Consider the following 17,942-nt stretch of genomic DNA (forward strand, 5'->3'; position numbering starts at 1 on the left):
GCTTCGTCCCGCTGAAAGACCAGCAAGACAAGGCGCCCCTCCTGCACGGTCGCATGCAGCAAAGCACCTCGGCTGGGCCAGCTGCAATTTTGCCGGCGGTGCTGCATGAGCGAGCAAGACATGCCAGCGCTGCGTGCGCGCCGCATTGCTGCAGCCGTGCTGCAGGCTGCTCAGCGCGAGTCCACTCAGGCGGCCATCGCGGCCGCCATGGGGGTCTCGGAAAGCACGATCTCGCGCCTCTTGAGCGACCACCTCGACAAGTTCGCCAACGTCCTAGCTCATGCTGGCCTGAAGGTCGTGGATTCCAGCTTTCGCTGCGTTGATGCACGCACCTTCCAGGCGTTTGAGGTCCTGTTCGAAAAGGCGATGCGGCAGACCACGCCCGCCAGACTGATTTTTGAGGATGCCGACTAATGAGCACCAACACGAAGCCACGCGGCGCCGCGGCGCAATCCATTGAGGCGGCCCAGATCCCGGACGCCCTCCTCCGTATCGAGGTCGTCAAGACCATCACGGGCCTCGGCGAGTCGACGATCCGCCGGAAGATGGCGGCGAACAACTTCCCGCAGCCGGTGAAAGACGGAGCGCGCTGCACCCGTTGGGTAGCAGGTCAGGTGCAGCTCTGGTTGCGTGAAAGAGCAGGTGCAGCATGAGCCTCGCAGACACCGCACTCACGTGCGCCAAAGCCGGCCAAGACGCGCAAAAGCTCGTCACGCAGATCAGGACCGGCGACGCGTTGCCCGATTCGTTACATGCCGCCCTGCAGGCCATCCGCGCCACCGGCAACGGAGATCAGTTGCGCTCCTTCACACGCACCGTGCAGAAGGCTCTGGAAGGCATTCGCTGATGGCGCGCATCCGCACGACGAAGCCGGAGTTCTACACCTCTGAACAGGTGATGAATCTGAGCATCCCCGCGCGCTTCGCATTTCAAGGCCTCTGGACCTTCTGTGATGACGGCGGGAACCACCCGGCTTCCGCCAAGACGCTGAAGGCAGAAGTTTTCCCCTCCGATGACATGACCTCAACGCAGGTGCAAGGCCTGGTTGACGAGATACTGGCCCAAGGACTGATCGTGATCTACGAGGCCGGCGGCAAGCAGTACTGGCACGTCACCGGCTGGCACCACCAGCGCATCGACAAGCCGAGCTATAAGCATCCGAAATTCGGCGAAGCTTCACCGCTTGCTGTCGCCTCGACTGCAGAAGCCGCGCCGACTACTCCAACGACAGTCGTCGCCTCCCCAACGAAGCAACTTGGCCCACTCGCCGACGATTCGGCGAATGCTCTCGGAACATTCTCACCCGGAATGGAAGGTATTGGAGTCGAAGGGAGTCGAGTCGAACGTAATGGAGACGAAAGTAGCGGAGTCGATGATTTTTGCATCGGCGCTATCGCACCTCCGCCGACGTCGTCGGCTCCACCAACGCCTGCCAAGCCTCGGAAGGCTGCCGAGCCGAAGCCCGAGACACCGACGGCGGGAACGTGGAAGGCCTACGCGAGCAGCTACGAGGTGCGCTACCGCGTGCCGCCGGTCCGCAATGCGCAGGTGAACGGCCAGCTGGCCAACCTCGTAAGCCGCCTCGGCGCCGAAGAAGCGCCGGCCGTCGCCGCGTTCTACGTCCGCAGCAACAACGCCCGCTACGTCGCCGCCGGTCACTCGGTCGGGATGCTGCTGATGGACGCCGAGAAGCTGCGCACCGAGTGGGCGACCGGCCAGCAATCCACCCAGACCCAAGCGCGGCTGACCGACCGGTCCCAGTCCACATACAACGCCTTCGCGCCGCTGATCGCGGAAGCACGGGCCAAGGAGGGGCAGAACCATGGCCACTCGTGAGCTCATCGAAGCGGCGGCGGTGTCCGCTGAACTGTGCGAGCGCGAATGCCCTTCAACGGTAGGGAATCACGATCTCCACCGGCTTTCCATCAATGCCTGGGCAGCTCAGGGTTACGCGCGTCGGCGGCGCCCCCCAGTCGTCGGTCAGCAGCGCATGGATAAGCGCCTTGCCACTGAAGCCTTCATGCACCAGCCGATCGTGCTTGGCCAGGATGCCGAGCGGCTCAGTCCATTCGCTGCCACTGCCGTCGACCAGATTGACCACAACTTTCACCAGCTGAGTTTGGTTATTCATGCCGCCACTGTAGCTCGCCCCATTCAGCCGTCGCGACCACGTAGCACCCTGCCTCGCGCTCTACCTCATCAAGCGCTAACCGGCGCGCGCCATCTCGGCATGCCGGCTTCCAACAGGACACTACCGTGAACACGTTTGCAATCACGATCTCCGCGATCGACCGGGCCACGGGCACGGTGCGCAAGATCAACAATTCTTTCTCGCGCCTGACGCGCCCTATCGACCAGGTGGGGAGGTCCACGAAGGCGCTGGGTCGCGAGCTGGGGCTCGACAGGATGGCGAAGTCCATCGGCAATGTCGCCAACAACGCAAGACACGCCGCAGTCCAGGTCGGCAGGATCGGCGCGCCGCTGACGGCGCTAGTGGGCGGTGGCTCCATCGTGGGCATCGCCGCGCTGGCGACGCAGTGGGCGCGGCTGGGCTCCGAGGTGGCGCGCACGTCGCGCACCATCGGTGTGTCGGCGGTCGAGCTGCAGTCTCTGCGTGGCGCGGCCAACGTGCTCGGGGTGTCGTCGGGTGAGCTCACCGGCGGTATGAAGGCGCTGGGCGACACCATGGAAGACGCGCTGTACGGGCGCAACCAGGATGCGCTCGCCGTGATGAACAAGCTCGGCATCGGCATCCACAAGACCTCGACCGGCGCGATCGACTCCACGCGGGCCTTCCGCGACCTGTCGGTGGCCATCTCGCACATCAAGAGCCCGCAGGTGCAGGGCCTGGTCGCGCGTACGTTCGGCGTTGAGGCCCTGTTGCCGATCTTGCGCGAGGGCCCAGCCGCCATCGCCAAGTACCAGCAGAAGGTCAGCGAACTGGGCGCGGTGATGGGGCCGGAACAGATTCGCCGCGCCCAGAGCTTTGGCATCGCGCTGAACTACCTGAGCGTGGCAGGGCAGGGCCTGCGCAACACGATCGGCGACGCGCTGATCCCCGCGCTGCAGCCGCTGGTCGAGGACCTGACGCGGTGGATTTCGGTGAACCGCGAGCTCATCGGCGAGCGGATCGGCCAGTGGGCGCAGCAGTTCGCCAACTGGGTGCGCGGCATCGACTTCAAGGGGCTACTGGCGGGCCTGCAGAAGACCATCACCAGCATCGGCAACTTCGTCGAATCGATCGGCGGCTGGAAGGTCGCAGCGCTTGGCGTGGCTGTCATCATGGCCGGGCCGCTGCTGCTCAGCATCACCGGCATCGCGATAGGCCTCGGCGGCCTGGCGCTGAAGACGATCCCGTTGGCGATCAAGGCGTTCGCGCTGCTGAATTTGGGCCTCGGCGGCACCGAGCTGGCCGCCGGCGCCGCGCTGTCGAAGATCTCGCTGCTCAAGGCCGCGGCGCTGGGGGTTGGCAAGCTGGGGCTGCTGGGAGCTGCGGGCGCTGGCGGCTGGATGGTTGGCACCGAGATCAACAACCAGATGGAGAAGCGCGGCTTCTCTTTGGGCAGCAAGCTGTACGACTGGATGAACCCGGAGCAATCCCGCGAGCACCTCTCGCAGGTCGGCACGGCCAAGACCGCGGTGGACTTCTTCAAGGGCAAGGGCTGGACCAACGAGCAGGCCATCGGCATCGCTGCCAACCTGAAGAAGGAAAGCAACTTTGACACTGCCGCCATCGGCGACGGCGGCAAGGCCTACGGCATCGCACAGTGGCACGACGACCGCCAGCGCAAGTTCATGAAGTGGGCGGGCAAGAACATCCGCACTTCCACGCTCGAGGAACAGATGGGCTTCGTCAACTACGAGCTCACGCAGGGCGGCGAGAAGGCCGCGGGCGACTCGCTGCGAAAAGCCACAGACGAGCAGCAGGCGGCCTCCATCGTGTCGCGTCAATACGAGCGCCCGGGTATCGACGAAGCAGCTCGCGCCCGCGAAGCGGCAGAACGCGCAAGGTCCGCAACAGCAATGAAGCAGTCGCTCCAGATTCATCTGAGCGGCCTGCCACAGGGCACAAAGGCCACGGCGCGGGATAGCGACGGTAAGAACGTGCCAGTCAATGTCGCAACCAACATGGCGGTGGGCCCGTGAGCGATCCAACCTGCGTACGGATATCTTCATGGAAGAACTAACCCTGACCGTCGGCGGCCGCGAGCTGACCGGCTGGACCGACGTGCGCGTCACGCGCGGCATCGAGCGCTGCCCTTCGGACTTCGAGATTGGCCTGACTGAGCGCTACCCCGGCCAGGTCGATGCCTTCGTGGTGCAGCCGGGCGACGCCTGCACGGTGAAACTCGGCGACGACCTGGTGCTGACCGGATATGTGGACCGTACCAACTACACGATTGCACCCGAACAACATTCGGTGACTGTAAGCGGCCGCAGTAAGTGCGAGGACCTGGTGGACTGCTCTGCCGAATGGCCCGGCGGCCAGATCAGCGGCGCCGACGCGCTGGGCATCGCGCAGAAGCTGGCGCAGCCCTACGGCATCACGGTCTCGGCCTCGGGCAGCAAGGGCGTGCGCGTCGAGCAGTTCAATCTGATGATCGGGGAGACCGCCTGGGAGATCATCGAGCGGATTGGGCGCTACAGCGCCCTCCTTGCATACGACCAGCCCGACGGCACGTTGGTGCTGACGCAGGCCGCAAAGGTTGTCGCCGCAAGCGGCTTCACCGAGGGCGAGAACGTGCAGTTCGCGTCGATGACGTACTCGAGCGACCAGCGCTTCTCGGACTACCAGTGCTTCATGCAGAGCATGGATGTGTTGGGCGACATCGGCGAGGGCGGCAACCTGCTGGCCACGGCCAAGGACCCTGGCGTCCCGCGCCACCGCGTGCGAATGATCATCTCGGAAGCGCCGACAGGGGGAAAGGACTTCGCGCAGCAACGTGCCACGTGGGAAGCCAACCGCCGCATCGGCCGCTCAGCACAACTCAACGTGGTGACGGACGGATGGCGCGACGGCGCCGGCACGCTGTGGACGCCCAACACCCTGGTACCGCTGTCGCTGCCAAGTTTGAAGTGCGGCAGCGAGGACGAGAAGGCTGTGTGGCTGGTCACCGAGGTGTCCTACCGCCGCGACAACGGCGGCACCACCTGCGGACTGACGATCATGCGGCCCGAGGCGTTTCTGCCGCTGCCAATTATTCAGATGCGCGTGCATGCCGACATCCCACTCAACCCCGGGATTGGCTGGGGCAACGAGGTGCGCCAGTAAGGCGCATCGCGATCAATTCACCACTCAAAGGAAAGCACCATGAAACAGAACCCTGTCACCGGCTTCGCCTATGCGATCCATCCGGATTTGATCGCTGCTGTCGAGGCGGTGCATGCGTCCATTAAGAAAGCGAAAAAGGTCGTCGAAATGATCGACGAGGCGGCCGCCAAGATCGTGCAACTCGAAGGCGAAATCGGTTCGCTCCGTCACGAGGTTGCTTCCGCCGAGGTGGCCGAAGCCTTGGCAGAGGACGGCGACCCGAAGGCATTGCGTAAGGCTATTGAGCGCCAGAAGGCAGAACTCGCCTCGAAAGAAGGCGACCTGCGCAGCGCGCAGACACGCGTCACGGTGATGGAACAGAAGGCTCCCGAATACGACTCCGATGTCGCGGTCAAAGGAGAAGCCCTGCGCCAGGAGCACTACACCTGGATTGCGGAGGTCAGGAAAGTACTGGCGGCCGAGGTCGACGACGCCCTCAGACCCTTGATCGACGTCATGGCGAAGGCGCGCGCAGTGGGTTGGCTTCACTACCGCGATTTCCTAGACGATGCGATGGTGCCTGATCTGCTGAGATATAGCCCGATGCACGGCGGGCCGGTGAAGGCGGCCGACATATCGACAAACCGACTCAAGGGACAGCCTGCTGGAGCGGAAGCACAGGCAATAGTGGATGCGATCAGAAGCGCAATTCAGCCGGTGGAACAGGCCCTCGCCTTAGCTAAGTCTCACCGTCCGTATGTGCCGCTCGCTGCACGCCAGAAGGCACCGTATGTGATCAAGGGCTGGACGAACGGCGTACGAGATCACCTCATAAACGAATCGAAGGTGACTACGTCTGAGGTCGCCGCGGCGCCGGCAGCCCGCCCCCAGGAACTCAACATGGGCCCGGCCATGGTCGAGAACTTCGGCCGCGCAACGCCGCAGGTCCAGCAGTAATAAGGCAGTCCCAGCCGGCGGTGGACGCTATGCAACACCGGCAGTCAATGGCGACCGCTTTCCTTCTTACGTGTGGTCAGTCGAGCGTTGGCCGCGTACTCCCCTGCGAGATGGGGAGACCCATTCATTTCGAGCAACAAGGAGTGCATATGCCCGAAGAAGAAAAACTGGCGACGAGCAAGCTGCCTGCCACCTCCGATCCGGTGGCCGCGGGGAACAAAAGAGCGACAGCAATTGTGCGAGCTCGCGCTGGTGCGACCTGTGCCGGCGACTCATTAGCGACTTGGAACGAAACCCACCAGGTCGATACGCCCTACCCCACTCACTCAACTGAACTTCCTTGAAAGGGAAAACACATGTTCGCAATCGATGATCCAACCGCAGTCGCAGTGATGCCTACGCCCGAGGCTGCGGGTACGCCTGGCTTCTTCACGGAAGGGAACCCCGGGCTTGGGCAAGCGGCAACGTATGTACGCTCATCCTGGCTCAACTCCCTGCAGCTGGAGCTGCTCGCAATCTGCACGGCGGCTGGCATCACTCCCAGCAAGACTGCATACAACCAGATCCTGATCGCACTGCGGTCCAACGGGCTGATCTACGCGAACGACACCGGGACGGCGAACACGTGTGTGACGACGTTCGCGCCCGCAATCACCGCGCTGACCGACGGCATGGTGCTGTGGTTCAAGGCGAAGTTCGCGAATACCGGCGCAACGACGCTCAACGTAAATGGGCTTGGCGCCACCCCGGTAATCGGCGGGGGGCATGTCGCGCTGCAGGGCGGCGAAATCATCGCGAACGGCCGATGCCGGGTGATCTACAACGCGACGTTCGGGTCCTTCGTCCTGCTCGGCTGCACGGGCGCTGCGCTGCAAGTCGGCCCCGCGATCCAGAGCGGCCATGCGATGCAGCTTGGCCAGGCCACCGGCCGCCTGCTGCTCACCACGATCAATTCGACGCCGGGCAGTTACGTCTTCACGCCGCAGCCTGGCACGGTCTACATCGAGGTCGAAGGCTGCAGCGGCGGCGGTGGTGGTGGCGGCGCGCAGGCCACTGGTGCGGGACAGCAGTCGGCAGGTGCGGGCGGCGCAGGTGGTGCTTATTTCCGCAAAAAAATTCTCTCTGGCTTTGCCGGCGCTACCTACACAGTCGGGGCGCCAGGAGCGGGCGGCGTGGGTGCGAGCGCGGCTGGCAACGGGGGAGCCACCAGTTTTGGGGCCATTGTTGGCTCGTCAGGCGGTGGCGGTGGCAACCCTGGCGGCGCTGTAACGACGGCGGGCTCCCCCACATTTCCAAATGGCACCGGTACTCCTGTGGGCACGAACGTAGGCACTGCAGACATCCGGGCTTCCGGTGGCGTCGGCCGTCCTGCGATCTATGGCCCCACGAACTTCATGAGCGGTGAGGGCGGCGCGAGCTTCCTGGGCCCGGGCGGCTACTACCTGCTGTCGAACGTCGGCGGCGCCGGCAACGGCCCCAACTCGGCGAGCAACGGCGCGGGCGGTGGGGGCGCGCTCAACACCGCCAGCCAGGGCGACAAGACCGGCGGCCAGGGCGGCACCGGGATCATCATCATTCGGGAGTACACAAATTGAGCACCACCTACGCACGCATCATCAACGGCAAGGTCTGGGAGATCTTCCTGCCGTACACCTGCGATGTTCCGCCCGTGCTGGACGAAGAGGGCAACGAGATCGAGCCGGCAACCACGCGGGACGTGCCGCTGGCCGAGCGCTTCCCCGAAGAGATCGTTGCCGAGTGCGTCGCTGTGCCCGCGGGCATCACCGTCGCCCAGGGCGATACCTACGCGGACGGGGCATTCGGTCCACCGCCTCCGCCGCCGGCCATGACGGCCGAGCAGGCACGAGTCACGCGCGACGGCCTGATCGCGATGGCAACGCTGCGCATCGACCCGCTGCAGGACGCGGTGGACATCGAGGAGGCCACCGCCGCCGACAAGGCGCTGCTGCTCAAGTGGAAGAAGTACCGATCGGACCTCGGCAAGGTGGAAGCGCAGGCCGGCTTCCCCGCGAACATCACCTGGCCCATCGCCCCCTGATTCACCTAACCCGCCTCGGCGGGTTCGCTGGCCTCCCCCATTCTTCACTTGAAACCTATGAACATCGTTTCGATCCATGCGGCGGCTACCTCCGGTCCGCAGTGCGTCACCTTCAATGTTGACGGTCCTATCAATCCCAATGCGCTTTCGCGCATGCGCCTAGAGGGAATCTGGCTCGGCGCACAAGGTGACCAGCTCACCGTCGAGGCCGGCGAGCCCATAACGCCAGCAGTGATTGACCGCATCCATGCTCGCTATACGGAGGTCGAGGCACAACTCGCTAGGGAAGCTGACGCCGAACACGCGAAACGCCAAACCATGCTCGAAAGCGTGATGACCACCACGGGCCTGCCGCTGGGCACTCGTGCCAACCAGTAGCGGAAGGCCATCCCATGAAGAGGCCGGCTTTCGGCTTTAAGGCCGTATCCGAAGCTGGGGCGCGCAAACGTGAAGGGCCCAAACCCAGCGTGGCCAAACTGCTGCCGAGCGTGCACTGGACGCATTTTTTCGGGTTCGGCAAGAAGAAGACAGTGACCGCGACGTCAACGCCTGCAGTGGCGGCCGCTGTCGCGGTCGGGCCGCCCGCAGCGAAGAAGGAAGCACCTGCCGCTCCCGTGCCCGCCGCGCGCAGGATGGCCAATGAAGGAGGAGATGCATGGCGAGGGGCCCATCGCCGGGGCCCGTCTTCGAGAGCGCGCACGATGCGAGGCCATTGTCAGTTCGGCCGCGGGGCTGAAGAACCCAGTGCTCGCGAAGACCATAGCGTTCACCAGCAGGATGACGCGCAAGGAAGGGATTGCTCTACTGGAGAGCATGCCTGCCGCGGCTACGGTCGACAGCCGCAACCAAGCGCGTGCTGATCGCAACCCGCACGTCGGCGCGCACCCGTCCGAATCCTCGGCGCGCCAAAGCACCGGCACGGCGCGGATGCACGGCGCTCTGTCGGCCGAGGCGGAGTGATCCGCCCAGCACGGTGCGTTGGATCGCAAAGGCGCGCGGCATGCCGCTGTCGTCCGGTGAAGACTGTCGCAACTCTAAAAATGACGCCAGCCTGCGCTCACCAATCTGCTTGAAATACAGCGAATTTGCCCTCGATGGCGAAGGTGCATGCGACAAGCTGCCATTCGAGGTCCTGGGCTGTAAGCTCGCCATAGGAGGCTCAACATGGAATGGGAATTTCTTCGAGCAGCATTGGCGGGCAGTGGGGTTACGGTGGCGATGCTTACGATTGCCGGGTTTCTTGGGCGAAGCCAGCTGGCACATTGGCTCAATAGAGATATCGAACGCATCAAGGCGCAATTCCAACGCGAACTTCAGAGCGATAAGGCTTCATTCGAACGCGACCTGGAAGCTTACAAGGTCTCGTTGATTGCTGAAGCTGAGCGAGCAAAAGCCGCACAGTCGATCAGAACGGCTGGCGCCTTGAAAATGATGGAATACAAATTCGATGCTCTAACGAGTCTTTTCAAGGCAGTTCGGGACTACGCATCGAGCGGCATCGGCTACTGCGCGGTGACGTTCCCAACCGTTGAGATCTATGTCGAGCATCAAACTTCAATCACCGGGCGGATGCAGCAAGCTGCCATAGCTATCGAAGCCGTATCGCCCTTTATCCCGCACGCTGAGTATCAGCAGTTGCTTTCCCTACACAACGCAGTAATTGGCGGCATTCGCGAAAGAACACGGGCTGAGGTTCCCCTGGCGCCGGAACGACTTGAGGAATTCAAGCAGCAGGTGATACCGATGCAAGCTGTTGTGAACAACGTTTTGCAGAGACACATCACAGCCATGTTTGAAGTGGCATAGATTCCGCGGTGTAGCGCGGCCGAGCAGCTGGTGCGCTCCAACTTCAACAGGGTGATGGGCAAGACGTTGGGCCGAGCCATCGCAACAGCGCGGTGACAGCCCCACGCAGCCCCAAGGCCGAAGGAGGCACCAAGGTGGTGCTAACGCCATTGTGTTGCATAAATGCAACGGGTCCTTCCCCGACCTTCCTGTCATGCGGGCATTGCGCGCCGCGTTTCTCGACCCGCTCTGAGGTCAAAACAATGTCCGCACAGGATGTCCGCACCTATGGCTGAAGCTGTCACGCGTCGCGAGTTCGCGCGGCTGGAAGGTTGCGACGAGAAGCAGGTGCGGCGGGCTCTGGCGCGCGGCCTGTTGGTGGCCGACGCCGAGGGAAAACTGGATTCGGCGCAGGTCGCCAGCGGCTGGCGCAAGCCCCGCGCGGACAGCAGGGAAAAAGCGGCGAAGCCCGCGGCTGGAACGCCCGCGAAGAAGAGTGCGGACACTGCTGCGGACATAGCCGAGGTTCCCAAGAATGTCCGCAGCATAGGCAATGTCCGCACTATGTCCGCAGCAACGGCATGGATCTCGAGCTCGCGCTCGGCGCGGTGCCGATGCGGTCCAATATGCGCTCCCAGGATGGAGTGAGAAATGAAAGAAAAGCTGATAACCGTGGGCACCTTGGTGTCCCTCGTCGTGCTGTCGAGCCTTTTGCTGACCTACGCGCTGGTGATCTTTCCGGGCGTGCCAGCGATCCGATGGTTTCTGGTTACTTCTGCGGTCGTGCTCGGGAGACTGGACGCCCCCGCTTGGGTGCAGGCAGTCGGTTCCGTAATCGCAATCCTCGTTGCGGTCGCGGTTCCAATGTTTCAGCGGCGCGCGGAACGATCCGATGCAAGGCGTGCAGCTGCTGCGGTCACGATGGTGATCGGAGCGGAAATTAGTTCCACCGTCGATATGGCCATTGCTAACGCGCGTTCGTTGCTGTCGGACATCAAAAAACCGGCACATCCGGACACTATTGTTCGGGCGAGGTTCTACGCGGAACTTCTAGAGAAAGCGCCGCTGCCTAGCGAGGCGCAACTCCTGCAGGTTGCTCCAGCTTTGCCGGAGGTAGCGGCCGACGTTGCCTACGGCGTCGCTTCGTTGCGCAGAGTGCATCGATCTCTCGAGCTCATACTGACGAGAGCCAAGGTGGGCGCCCCGCAAGCTGCGGTGCTCGAGAGGAACTACTCTGGGAATCGATTGAACCTTTTGCTCTCGATGCGTGCTCTGAGAGCGGCGCAGAGACGATTACATGCGCCCCCAAAACTCAAGTAGATGCCCAAAACCACCCGCACCGCCGCGCAGCTGAAGGCCCTGCCGCTTGAGCGCATCGAGGCGATCCCCGACTTGCAGGGCCAGGTCGCCGACGTGCATCGCGGCCACGTGGTGGGCACGGGTGCCGGCAGCGACGGCACGCCGACCTGGACCCTGCCAGTGCTGACCGACCGCGGCACGCACCGCGCCGACATCGCGCGAGTCATTCGCCAGTTGCAGGGGCAGTACGACCTGGACGAATGAAACGCCCACGACGCGCGCTAGGATGCGCGCCAAACGAGGAGAACCTGAATGCCGACACCCGATTACTGCCTGTTCGCGATCGACTGGTGGCCGCTGTGCATGACAAAGGCCGAGTGGTCGGGATGGGCTCAGGCGGTCGGTGCAATCGTCGCCCTTGCGATCGCGATTGGGCTGCCAGTCAAAGCCCGGCGGGACGCGTACCGAGATGCAAAGGACATGGCGAAGACCTATGCTTCTCAGTTAGCGGTGATCTCCCAAGATTTCGTCAAGGCTTGCGACAGTCAGCAGTGGGCGAGGTTCGAAGCGCATAGGCACTCTCTGGCCGACGCGTGCACCATCGCGCAGATCGTTCCCATCTCGATGCTTCGAGGTAATGCATTGGCGGCATACATGACGTTGCGGTCGGAAGCGATCGAGATTCACACGCGCTCCGCCGCCCACACAGGTGGAGGCCACTGGCAGCACTGGCGCAAAGAGTTCGTTGATTTTCACAACAGCGTGCTGCAGTCGATCAACGTGATTCACAACTCGCAATGACCTCACCTTGCTGCCTCCTCAAAAAGAGAGAGCTGCCGCGCCATCCGCGCGGGCACCACGCAACCAGCAACGCGCCGGCGGCGAGCCCAGGTGAGCAGCGTGGCGCGCCAGCCCGCATGCGGCGTGGCGCGGGCCTGCGCGATGAACACGCGGGCCGTGTGGCGATCGTCCACCGTCACTGCGCCCCCGGCATGGTAAGAGCCATCGCGGCGGCGCGCCCCCCGATTTTCTGGGCCGACAGCTTGAGGGTCGTCGCTCCACGCTAGCGAAAACGCAAATGCGGAACTCCCGCATCTGCGGTGGTATGGGCGGCGCTGCTTGGACTCCTTGCCACCATGCAGCGGCGAGGCTAACGCACCTGCCCGATGACAGAGGTCTAACGTTACCCGCGGCGTGCAAGAGCGCGCTTCATGCAATCTGCTCGCATTGGATCAACGGAAGCGCATGTCATCATCCCCTGCATGCTGCACTTATTCGGCGACGAGAGCGCTTACAGATCCATCGTCACGTACGCACTCGTCTGCGTGGATGAAGAACGTCAAGCGGCCGCAGAACATGTGTTGACCAAGGTGGTCGCGATGTTCAAGGGGCCCGTCGGAGCGCGGATGCACTGCCGACAACTGTTCAACGGTGACGCGCGACGAAAGACGGAATGGGCGCATCTGACACGGCATCAACCGTTCGAGATGATGTTCTTTGTCGCCAGTCGCCTCCGTCGTGCTGGCGCGAGCTTTCGCATAGGGATCGTCGACGCGGCGGAAATCCCTGGCCAATCGCCCTGGATTGCACATGGGCGATCGACGCCGACAGGAGCAAAGCAGCTTGCCGCATTCGCTTTCGTGGCCGTCCAAGGAGGCCTAGAGGTGACGCCAGGATTGGAAAATTTGCGCCTATGGGCAGACCCTGAGACAACGAAGATTGCCTGGGGAGGAAAATCCATGCAGGCCGCTCGCATTCCAATCACCTTCGAGGGCGGGATCGGAATCGCTCGCCAGCCGATCGAGGGTTCCAAGCCCCCACTTCTCGATGCGGCCGATATGCTGGCGTACTGTGCAGCCCATGCCTATTCGAAAGAGTTGACAAAGGACCGCGATGCATTTTTTAACGCCTATCGAGCCTTTCAGCCCTTGGCATTCAAGTTCGAATTTCATCCGCAAGTATTCCTCGATTTTCCGCCACCAACGGCATCCTCGTGACGATGGCGGGTGGCCGACTCCGCCGCTAAAGCGAGATTGACGCGTGACAGCGGCGCTGCCGGCTAACCCTTTTATTCCGAGATCTTGACGTTAAGCACTCGGGCAGGAGCTCACGGGGCTAGAAGCTCGATGCTCTCCAACTCTTTGCCGAGCTGCTCCTTGGCCAGGGCCGTCTCGTAGTCCTTCTGCAGGCTGACCCAGTAGCCATCGCTGACGCCAAAGGCGCGCGACAGGCGCAGGCCGGTGTCGGCCGTAATAGTGCGCTCTCCCGAGATGATTGCAGTGATGCGAGTCAGTGGTACGTGGATCGCTTGCGCCAGCTTGTACGGCGTGACGCCCATGGGCATCAGAAACTCTTCGGCAAGAATTTCGCCGGGGTGTGGGTAAGAAAATTGGCGCGTCATAGAAACTCCTCTCTGGCGGCGGACGACCCAGCCAATGCCTGCTCTAAATCCACTATCACGTGAGAGCTTAGTAACGTCAAGCGTTACCAGCCAATAACTTCTTAAACCTCCATTGTCGTGCCTCATTCATCAGGAATATGCAGGCTGGACAGGTGGAGCGCCGGTCGATGGCCGGATCGAAGCGTCCACTTTTCCTGCACTACACCGATGGCGATGGCAATGGCCGGGTGCTCATAGCAGGTCGCAGGGGTATGCATCGTCCAGTTCGCACCCCCCACGATAGGCGGCAGAAGCGCTACCGGAAGTCCCACGGCGCAGTCCACGTCTCCCTCCAGAAATTCGGGGTGTTGCCCTGCAATTCGCAGTACCTCCGCCTGGATCTCCTCCGCGCTCTTCATGATGTAAGCCATACCTCGATCCTTAAATTCATACTGTGCCTGCGCCGTGCGGATGATCTTGGCGATGCCGATGCAATGCGACCTGCCGATCGACGTGCAGCAGCCATCGTGAGGAAGCCTATCGGCCATCGCCCGCTCTGATGGCCTGCCCGCTAGGTCTACCCTCAATCGCGCGAACCAACGCGATCTGCCGTCGGTCGATTGCTGCGACTGCCCCAGGGTCAAACGCGCCCTTTGCGATGACCTCGAGCACATCGGCGTGATACGCCACAAAAACCGATAACGGAACAAGCGTCCCGCCATCTCGTTCGGTCACCTTGACTCGCTGATTGAAGTCCGCCAGCCCAAGATCTGCAGCGGCCTTCAGGCGCTCCCTGCGCGTCTGGTGTCCTTGTTGAATCCAGGCGGCGCCCAGCGCGCCCCCGGCGCCAAGCACCGCTCCCAACGCGGTGCCCAGCAGTCCTGCGATTGCTGCATCCATCCTCGCCCCCTTGCCTTGAAACCCGCAGTATGAAGGCGCGGTCTGCAGTTCAGTAGCACTCGCTAGGGCCCCCACTAAGGCTCACTCGACCTTCGTCTTGCGATTGCCCTTCCGCTCGCGGAGATACTTTAAAAAACCATCTCTGTCCGGTTGAGTGGGTGGGTCGAATGCAGGCGCTGCGCTCGGACCAATGCTGCCACTCAGCACCCACTCTACATGCGATCGCACGACCAGTGGCTTGCCGTTGGGCTTCTCGTTCACCACCAGGCCGAGCGACCTCAAGAAGCGCTTCTGCGCGGCCGAGGCCTTCAGCGGGGCGCAGATCTCTGCGATCTCTGCATCGGAAAGGAACATCAGTTCTCCTCACCCTCGAGCAGCTCAGCCTGCTCTCGGAGGGCACACGATGAATCGGCTACGCTGCGGCCAAGCCATCCGCAGCCTCGCGGGCGGCGCCGAGCGCGGCCTCGCGCGCTTCCGATTCTGTTGCGAACAAGCCCGGAGCAACACCGGACAAGAGGTGGGTGTAGCTGTTGATCTCAGCCTCGAAAAGACTCACGGTGTAGCCGCCTACGAAGGTGCCATTGGCACTGCCGGAAATGACCGGGAAAAGCGCGTACTGACCGTACTTGGTGAAGAGCGGGTGCATATGGTGCTTCAGGATGGGAAGCGCGAAGTATCGCGCGCCTCAATCTTCGAGGTCGTACTGCCCCTGCAACTGGCGAATGACTCGCGCGATGTCGGCGCGGTGCGTGCCGCGGTCGGTCAGCACTGGCAGGGTCCAGGTCGGGAATCGCCTCGATGCGCTCGATCAGCAATTGGTGCAGCTGCTTGACGCTGCGGGTCGGCTTGGTCATGGGCTCAGATGCCGAAGTACTCCGAGATCTCGCGCCAACCTCGCGCAAATGCCGCAGCGGGATCGGATTCGTAGGAGTCACCCATCGGCAGCTTGGTGCGTTCACCCCGCTCGTCGGTGCTGTAGACGTGCACGGGCCACCTGTCTTTCGCGATGTCGTAGCCGGTCACCACTTCGAACGACTTTCCCCCGAATTTTCCAGCTTGAACAAGTCGCAGAGGGTTCTGCGGATCTGTCACCGTTTTCACCGAGAACTTTTGGACATACGACATCAGGTCGCCCCTCATGAATTGGAGCCCGCAGTATGACCTTCCTCTACACGCCCCCGACGGCGCGCTATTGGGTTCCCCCCGTCCAGATCACATTCGACTTCTTTTCTAGTGCCGACGCGGCGGGACACAGCATCCAAGACAAGCTCAGCCAATACGGGGGAACGGACGGGGGAACACTTCAAACGCTAACGAAGGGAATCGAATACTGGCACCGCCTGCAGCTCGACCTTCAATCCCCTCCGGGGCCAATCCCTCATTTCTTGCAGCTTCACGCTGCCTCGGAACTCGCACTTCTCACAGGGGTGGCGGGTTTTTCTTTGCCTGTCGTGATCTCGGGGCATGCATCGAACGCTCGTGATTTGCCAGTACTTCCGCAGGTACCTGCACAGCGTGACAAAGAGGCGCGAATGCTGGTCGAAAGTATGAACTCCGCGCCGGCAAGCGCGCGGAAAACGAGTGCCGTGCGCTCGAGGCCGTCACACCTTTGAGGCACGAACAAGGCCGGCAACTGGAGCGCGTCCTGTTCGGCTCAAAAATGAAGAGCGCCCTCATCAGTCCAGTCAACCCGCAAAATCTTTCAAATTCGCCGGGAACGTGGATTTGCCGTTCAAGACGTTAAAAAATCGATCTTCTCCGGTAATGAACGTATGAGTCACATTGATGCCACTTCTCAAGACCTTCAGTTCGGCGGCATACGGCACTTCTCCATTTTCGTAAATCAGAGCAGTCAATTGATTCAGATAGTCCTTCGCGTTAATAGCGAAAGGCAAGCTCGGCAGATCCGCATAATCTATCAATTCATAGCCCAGCATATCGCACTTCCAGCCCATATCGAATACAGCACAATCCTGATGCAACGGAAGCCCTTTCAACTGCGTGGAAACTGCGTCACTTTTGGATATCAGCCAATCGAAGCCAAAAATATCTTTGCTTAAAATGTAATACTGAGCCACTTCATACAGACATCTCAAGATCGCATGCTCTACGGAAAGCGAGCAGCCATAGCCGACGATACCTACGTTGAATTTATACTGCTCCATCCAGCCAACATAAGCAGGTATGCCGAATTTATTTGGCATTTCGAAAATAAATACCCTGCTGGAAGTTTTTTTCTCCAACCGATCGAATACATCGCGACTGCCATCCGGCAATGTCAGCGGGTTCACCATTCGCAAATGATTTTTCTTGTTCTTCAGAAAAGTATCGGCAAGAAATTTCGACAGTGAAGTCCGCTCGATACCCTCGAGGAGTCCGTGAATGATGGCTTCGTCGGCATTCATGCCTATAGCGGTCCCGGAATTATTTGAATACTGCTCCAGACGCTTGTAATTGAGGAGATCTTTTTTATGCAAATCACCGCCCATCATCTGGACATCAATATATTCCGGGCATAGCAGGGCCAGAGGATAAAAGCAGGTTTGCGGGCCGTTCACGGCGTTATATTTCAAGGAAGGAATGTCGGCATTTCCCGCATCTTTCAGGAGCACCAAGGGAAGCTGATCGCACATCGAATTGCCAAGGCAAAATTCCCGGCCATTTATATAAGATATCTTTTCCGGATCGATGGAATGGTATTTTGACAGCAGATGCTCCAATGCTTCGAACAGGCTGCCCACACGGGATGCAACCAACTCTCCTTTGCCATTTCCCGACGCAAGAAACCCGCCGCTCTCTTTATCTGTGAGCGTGCATCTGGCTGCATGAATCGATTCTCCCGCCATTTCGATCTTGTAATTCAATCCCAGATTCTGGAGCTCCTCCTGCAACGCGGCTTCCGCGCCTTGCAAGGAATAGGATCTTTCTATTGGGATTTCTGTCATGAGATTTGACCAAAAAAATGGCAGCGCCGTCTGAAGCCGGCCTGCCATCGGGAATGCTTGCTCAAGGAAAAGTGTTGGATTCTCACGCAATCAATTCAGAACTACTCCGGGTTGGCGCGAAGCTTCTCCTTGGAAATTTTTTCAGCCATTTCGTGAATCAATTTCAATAGATTTTGTTCGAATTCGGCCAGATCCTTTTTGGTTATTGGCTCGTCGCCGCTGGCGGCCTTGTCGAAGGGTTTAGGATTGTCATGTACCTTTCCGGCCCATGACAACGTAGAGTAATTACCGGCTGCGTCACCCATATAGTCTTATACCTTTGTCGATAGATATTGCTGGTAGAGAACGCTCCGCACAGCCCGCTGT

General features: G+C 61.2%; 28 protein-coding genes. 18 read left to right on the forward strand and 10 right to left on the reverse strand.

What is annotated here, in order from left to right:
- Positions 1-105 precede the first annotated feature (105 nt).
- Genes ACZYRS_RS20445 through ACZYRS_RS20460 form a run of 4 tightly spaced genes read left to right on the forward strand, consistent with a single transcriptional unit; the run spans position 106 to position 1,836 of the window.
- The gene (locus ACZYRS_RS20445) at positions 106-414 is read left to right on the forward strand and encodes a helix-turn-helix domain-containing protein (protein WP_463420704.1); all 309 of its coding nucleotides are present in this window, start codon (positions 106-108) and stop codon (positions 412-414) included.
- The gene (locus ACZYRS_RS20450; protein WP_463420705.1) at positions 414-653 is read left to right on the forward strand and encodes a helix-turn-helix transcriptional regulator; all 240 of its coding nucleotides are present in this window, start codon (positions 414-416) and stop codon (positions 651-653) included. The genes ACZYRS_RS20445 and ACZYRS_RS20450 overlap by 1 nt, the downstream gene beginning before the upstream one ends.
- Entirely contained in the window at positions 650-847 is a 198-nt protein-coding gene (locus ACZYRS_RS20455) for a hypothetical protein (protein ID WP_463420706.1), read from the forward strand. Before ACZYRS_RS20450 ends, ACZYRS_RS20455 begins: the two co-directional genes overlap by 4 nt.
- Positions 847-1,836 (forward strand): hypothetical protein, encoded by a 990-nt coding sequence (locus ACZYRS_RS20460; RefSeq protein WP_463420707.1) that lies wholly within the window; start codon positions 847-849, stop codon positions 1,834-1,836. The genes ACZYRS_RS20455 and ACZYRS_RS20460 overlap by 1 nt, the downstream gene beginning before the upstream one ends.
- Before the next feature lie 52 nt (positions 1,837-1,888).
- On the opposite strand, the gene ACZYRS_RS20465 is transcribed toward ACZYRS_RS20460, so the two are convergent.
- A complete protein-coding gene (locus ACZYRS_RS20465; RefSeq protein ID WP_463420708.1) occupies positions 1,889-2,131 on the reverse strand; it encodes a hypothetical protein in 243 nt (80 codons plus the stop codon).
- Positions 2,132-2,307: 176 nt separating this feature from the next.
- On the opposite strand from ACZYRS_RS20465, the gene ACZYRS_RS20470 reads away from it, so the two are divergent.
- From ACZYRS_RS20470 to ACZYRS_RS20525, 12 genes are all read left to right on the forward strand, one after another.
- Positions 2,308-4,146 (forward strand): phage tail tip lysozyme, encoded by a 1,839-nt coding sequence (locus ACZYRS_RS20470; RefSeq protein WP_463420709.1) that lies wholly within the window; start codon positions 2,308-2,310, stop codon positions 4,144-4,146.
- 28 nt (positions 4,147-4,174) lie between these two features.
- The gene (locus tag ACZYRS_RS20475; RefSeq protein ID WP_463420710.1) at positions 4,175-5,272 is read left to right on the forward strand and encodes a phage baseplate assembly protein; all 1,098 of its coding nucleotides are present in this window, start codon (positions 4,175-4,177) and stop codon (positions 5,270-5,272) included.
- A gap of 39 nt (positions 5,273-5,311) precedes the next feature.
- Complete coding sequence (locus tag ACZYRS_RS20480; RefSeq protein ID WP_463420711.1) at positions 5,312-6,208, forward strand: hypothetical protein; 897 nt, start codon at positions 5,312-5,314, stop codon at positions 6,206-6,208.
- Positions 6,209-6,564: 356 nt separating this feature from the next.
- On the forward strand, positions 6,565-7,803 hold the full coding sequence (locus ACZYRS_RS20485; protein ID WP_463420712.1) for a glycine-rich domain-containing protein: 1,239 nt from the start codon (positions 6,565-6,567) through the stop codon (positions 7,801-7,803).
- Positions 7,800-8,267 (forward strand): tail fiber assembly protein, encoded by a 468-nt coding sequence (locus ACZYRS_RS20490; RefSeq protein WP_463420713.1) that lies wholly within the window; start codon positions 7,800-7,802, stop codon positions 8,265-8,267. Before ACZYRS_RS20485 ends, ACZYRS_RS20490 begins: the two co-directional genes overlap by 4 nt.
- Before the next feature lie 57 nt (positions 8,268-8,324).
- Positions 8,325-8,645 carry a hypothetical protein gene (locus tag ACZYRS_RS20495; RefSeq protein ID WP_463420714.1) on the forward strand — a complete coding sequence of 107 codons (321 nt, stop codon included), beginning with the start codon at positions 8,325-8,327 and terminating at the stop codon, positions 8,643-8,645.
- Between the two features lie 261 nt (positions 8,646-8,906).
- Positions 8,907-9,227 (forward strand): hypothetical protein, encoded by a 321-nt coding sequence (locus tag ACZYRS_RS20500; protein WP_463420715.1) that lies wholly within the window; start codon positions 8,907-8,909, stop codon positions 9,225-9,227.
- Between the two features lie 204 nt (positions 9,228-9,431).
- Positions 9,432-10,073, forward strand: a complete 642-nt coding sequence (locus ACZYRS_RS20505) for a hypothetical protein (protein WP_463420716.1) — start codon at positions 9,432-9,434, stop codon at positions 10,071-10,073.
- Positions 10,074-10,340: 267 nt separating this feature from the next.
- Positions 10,341-10,700: a hypothetical protein gene (locus ACZYRS_RS20510; RefSeq protein WP_463420717.1), complete on the forward strand. Its 360-nt coding sequence runs from the start codon at positions 10,341-10,343 to the stop codon at positions 10,698-10,700.
- Between the two features lie 3 nt (positions 10,701-10,703).
- A complete protein-coding gene (locus tag ACZYRS_RS20515) occupies positions 10,704-11,372 on the forward strand; it encodes a hypothetical protein (protein WP_463420718.1) in 669 nt (222 codons plus the stop codon).
- Complete coding sequence (locus ACZYRS_RS20520; protein WP_463420719.1) at positions 11,373-11,615, forward strand: hypothetical protein; 243 nt, start codon at positions 11,373-11,375, stop codon at positions 11,613-11,615. It begins immediately after the preceding gene.
- Between the two features lie 48 nt (positions 11,616-11,663).
- Positions 11,664-12,152: a hypothetical protein gene (locus tag ACZYRS_RS20525; protein ID WP_463420720.1), complete on the forward strand. Its 489-nt coding sequence runs from the start codon at positions 11,664-11,666 to the stop codon at positions 12,150-12,152.
- 2 nt (positions 12,153-12,154) lie between these two features.
- On the opposite strand, the gene ACZYRS_RS20530 is transcribed toward ACZYRS_RS20525, so the two are convergent.
- The gene (locus ACZYRS_RS20530) at positions 12,155-12,325 is read right to left on the reverse strand and encodes a hypothetical protein (RefSeq protein WP_463420721.1); all 171 of its coding nucleotides are present in this window, start codon (positions 12,323-12,325) and stop codon (positions 12,155-12,157) included.
- 237 nt (positions 12,326-12,562) lie between these two features.
- Between ACZYRS_RS20530 and ACZYRS_RS20535 the strand changes: the two genes are divergently transcribed.
- Entirely contained in the window at positions 12,563-13,348 is a 786-nt protein-coding gene (locus tag ACZYRS_RS20535; protein WP_463420722.1) for a hypothetical protein, read from the forward strand.
- A 110-nt stretch (positions 13,349-13,458) separates the two neighbouring features.
- Here ACZYRS_RS20535 and ACZYRS_RS20540 read toward each other — a convergent pair whose 3' ends face one another.
- The 6 genes from ACZYRS_RS20540 to ACZYRS_RS20565 all read right to left on the reverse strand — a co-directional run bounded on the left by ACZYRS_RS20540 (position 13,459) and on the right by ACZYRS_RS20565 (position 15,771).
- Positions 13,459-13,752, reverse strand: a complete 294-nt coding sequence (locus ACZYRS_RS20540; protein ID WP_463420723.1) for a HigA family addiction module antitoxin — start codon at positions 13,750-13,752, stop codon at positions 13,459-13,461.
- 122 nt (positions 13,753-13,874) lie between these two features.
- On the reverse strand, positions 13,875-14,162 hold the full coding sequence (locus ACZYRS_RS20545; RefSeq protein ID WP_463420724.1) for a hypothetical protein: 288 nt from the start codon (positions 14,160-14,162) through the stop codon (positions 13,875-13,877).
- Between the two features lie 106 nt (positions 14,163-14,268).
- Positions 14,269-14,631: a hypothetical protein gene (locus tag ACZYRS_RS20550; RefSeq protein ID WP_463420725.1), complete on the reverse strand. Its 363-nt coding sequence runs from the start codon at positions 14,629-14,631 to the stop codon at positions 14,269-14,271.
- Positions 14,632-14,712: 81 nt separating this feature from the next.
- Positions 14,713-14,985 (reverse strand): DUF4224 domain-containing protein, encoded by a 273-nt coding sequence (locus ACZYRS_RS20555; protein ID WP_463420726.1) that lies wholly within the window; start codon positions 14,983-14,985, stop codon positions 14,713-14,715.
- Between the two features lie 58 nt (positions 14,986-15,043).
- A complete protein-coding gene (locus tag ACZYRS_RS20560) occupies positions 15,044-15,277 on the reverse strand; it encodes a hypothetical protein (RefSeq protein WP_463420727.1) in 234 nt (77 codons plus the stop codon).
- A gap of 212 nt (positions 15,278-15,489) precedes the next feature.
- Positions 15,490-15,771 carry a hypothetical protein gene (locus ACZYRS_RS20565; RefSeq protein WP_463420728.1) on the reverse strand — a complete coding sequence of 94 codons (282 nt, stop codon included), beginning with the start codon at positions 15,769-15,771 and terminating at the stop codon, positions 15,490-15,492.
- A 17-nt stretch (positions 15,772-15,788) separates the two neighbouring features.
- On the opposite strand from ACZYRS_RS20565, the gene ACZYRS_RS20570 reads away from it, so the two are divergent.
- A complete protein-coding gene (locus ACZYRS_RS20570) occupies positions 15,789-16,244 on the forward strand; it encodes a hypothetical protein (RefSeq protein WP_463420729.1) in 456 nt (151 codons plus the stop codon).
- A gap of 72 nt (positions 16,245-16,316) precedes the next feature.
- Here the strand turns inward: ACZYRS_RS20570 and ACZYRS_RS20575 are convergent, their stop codons facing one another.
- Both ACZYRS_RS20575 and ACZYRS_RS20580 read right to left on the reverse strand, forming a co-directional pair.
- Positions 16,317-17,666, reverse strand: coding sequence for a YcaO-like family protein (locus tag ACZYRS_RS20575; RefSeq protein WP_463420730.1), 1,350 nt, complete (start codon positions 17,664-17,666; stop codon positions 16,317-16,319).
- Between the two features lie 11 nt (positions 17,667-17,677).
- A complete protein-coding gene (locus ACZYRS_RS20580; RefSeq protein ID WP_463420731.1) occupies positions 17,678-17,881 on the reverse strand; it encodes a hypothetical protein in 204 nt (67 codons plus the stop codon).
- Positions 17,882-17,942 lie beyond the last annotated feature (61 nt).

It is taken from the genome of Variovorax sp. AC194 (genome assembly GCF_979257995.1).

Bases quoted from the DNA above. Each gene is read 5' to 3' on its own strand.
- ACZYRS_RS20480 (WP_463420711.1), top strand. From the start codon at position 5,312: ATGAAACAGAACCCTGTCACCGGCTTCGCCTATGCGATCCATCCGGAT.
- ACZYRS_RS20450 (WP_463420705.1), top strand. From the start codon at position 414: ATGAGCACCAACACGAAGCCACGCGGCGCCGCGGCGCAATCCATTGAG.
- ACZYRS_RS20460 (WP_463420707.1), top strand. From the start codon at position 847: ATGGCGCGCATCCGCACGACGAAGCCGGAGTTCTACACCTCTGAACAG.
- ACZYRS_RS20555 (WP_463420726.1), bottom strand. From the start codon at position 14,985: ATGTTCCTTTCCGATGCAGAGATCGCAGAGATCTGCGCCCCGCTGAAG.
- ACZYRS_RS20560 (WP_463420727.1), bottom strand. From the start codon at position 15,277: ATGCACCCGCTCTTCACCAAGTACGGTCAGTACGCGCTTTTCCCGGTC.
- ACZYRS_RS20565 (WP_463420728.1), bottom strand. From the start codon at position 15,771: ATGAGGGGCGACCTGATGTCGTATGTCCAAAAGTTCTCGGTGAAAACG.
- ACZYRS_RS20545 (WP_463420724.1), bottom strand. From the start codon at position 14,162: ATGGCTTACATCATGAAGAGCGCGGAGGAGATCCAGGCGGAGGTACTG.
- ACZYRS_RS20510 (WP_463420717.1), top strand. From the start codon at position 10,341: ATGGCTGAAGCTGTCACGCGTCGCGAGTTCGCGCGGCTGGAAGGTTGC.
- ACZYRS_RS20580 (WP_463420731.1), bottom strand. From the start codon at position 17,881: ATGGGTGACGCAGCCGGTAATTACTCTACGTTGTCATGGGCCGGAAAG.
- ACZYRS_RS20475 (WP_463420710.1), top strand. From the start codon at position 4,175: ATGGAAGAACTAACCCTGACCGTCGGCGGCCGCGAGCTGACCGGCTGG.
- ACZYRS_RS20540 (WP_463420723.1), bottom strand. From the start codon at position 13,752: ATGACGCGCCAATTTTCTTACCCACACCCCGGCGAAATTCTTGCCGAA.
- ACZYRS_RS20550 (WP_463420725.1), bottom strand. From the start codon at position 14,631: ATGGATGCAGCAATCGCAGGACTGCTGGGCACCGCGTTGGGAGCGGTG.
- ACZYRS_RS20455 (WP_463420706.1), top strand. From the start codon at position 650: ATGAGCCTCGCAGACACCGCACTCACGTGCGCCAAAGCCGGCCAAGAC.
- ACZYRS_RS20525 (WP_463420720.1), top strand. From the start codon at position 11,664: ATGCCGACACCCGATTACTGCCTGTTCGCGATCGACTGGTGGCCGCTG.
- ACZYRS_RS20485 (WP_463420712.1), top strand. From the start codon at position 6,565: ATGTTCGCAATCGATGATCCAACCGCAGTCGCAGTGATGCCTACGCCC.
- ACZYRS_RS20515 (WP_463420718.1), top strand. From the start codon at position 10,704: ATGAAAGAAAAGCTGATAACCGTGGGCACCTTGGTGTCCCTCGTCGTG.
- ACZYRS_RS20445 (WP_463420704.1), top strand. From the start codon at position 106: ATGAGCGAGCAAGACATGCCAGCGCTGCGTGCGCGCCGCATTGCTGCA.
- ACZYRS_RS20495 (WP_463420714.1), top strand. From the start codon at position 8,325: ATGAACATCGTTTCGATCCATGCGGCGGCTACCTCCGGTCCGCAGTGC.
- ACZYRS_RS20520 (WP_463420719.1), top strand. From the start codon at position 11,373: ATGCCCAAAACCACCCGCACCGCCGCGCAGCTGAAGGCCCTGCCGCTT.
- ACZYRS_RS20570 (WP_463420729.1), top strand. From the start codon at position 15,789: ATGACCTTCCTCTACACGCCCCCGACGGCGCGCTATTGGGTTCCCCCC.
- ACZYRS_RS20500 (WP_463420715.1), top strand. From the start codon at position 8,907: ATGAAGGAGGAGATGCATGGCGAGGGGCCCATCGCCGGGGCCCGTCTT.
- ACZYRS_RS20535 (WP_463420722.1), top strand. From the start codon at position 12,563: ATGCAATCTGCTCGCATTGGATCAACGGAAGCGCATGTCATCATCCCC.
- ACZYRS_RS20505 (WP_463420716.1), top strand. From the start codon at position 9,432: ATGGAATGGGAATTTCTTCGAGCAGCATTGGCGGGCAGTGGGGTTACG.
- ACZYRS_RS20465 (WP_463420708.1), bottom strand. From the start codon at position 2,131: ATGAATAACCAAACTCAGCTGGTGAAAGTTGTGGTCAATCTGGTCGAC.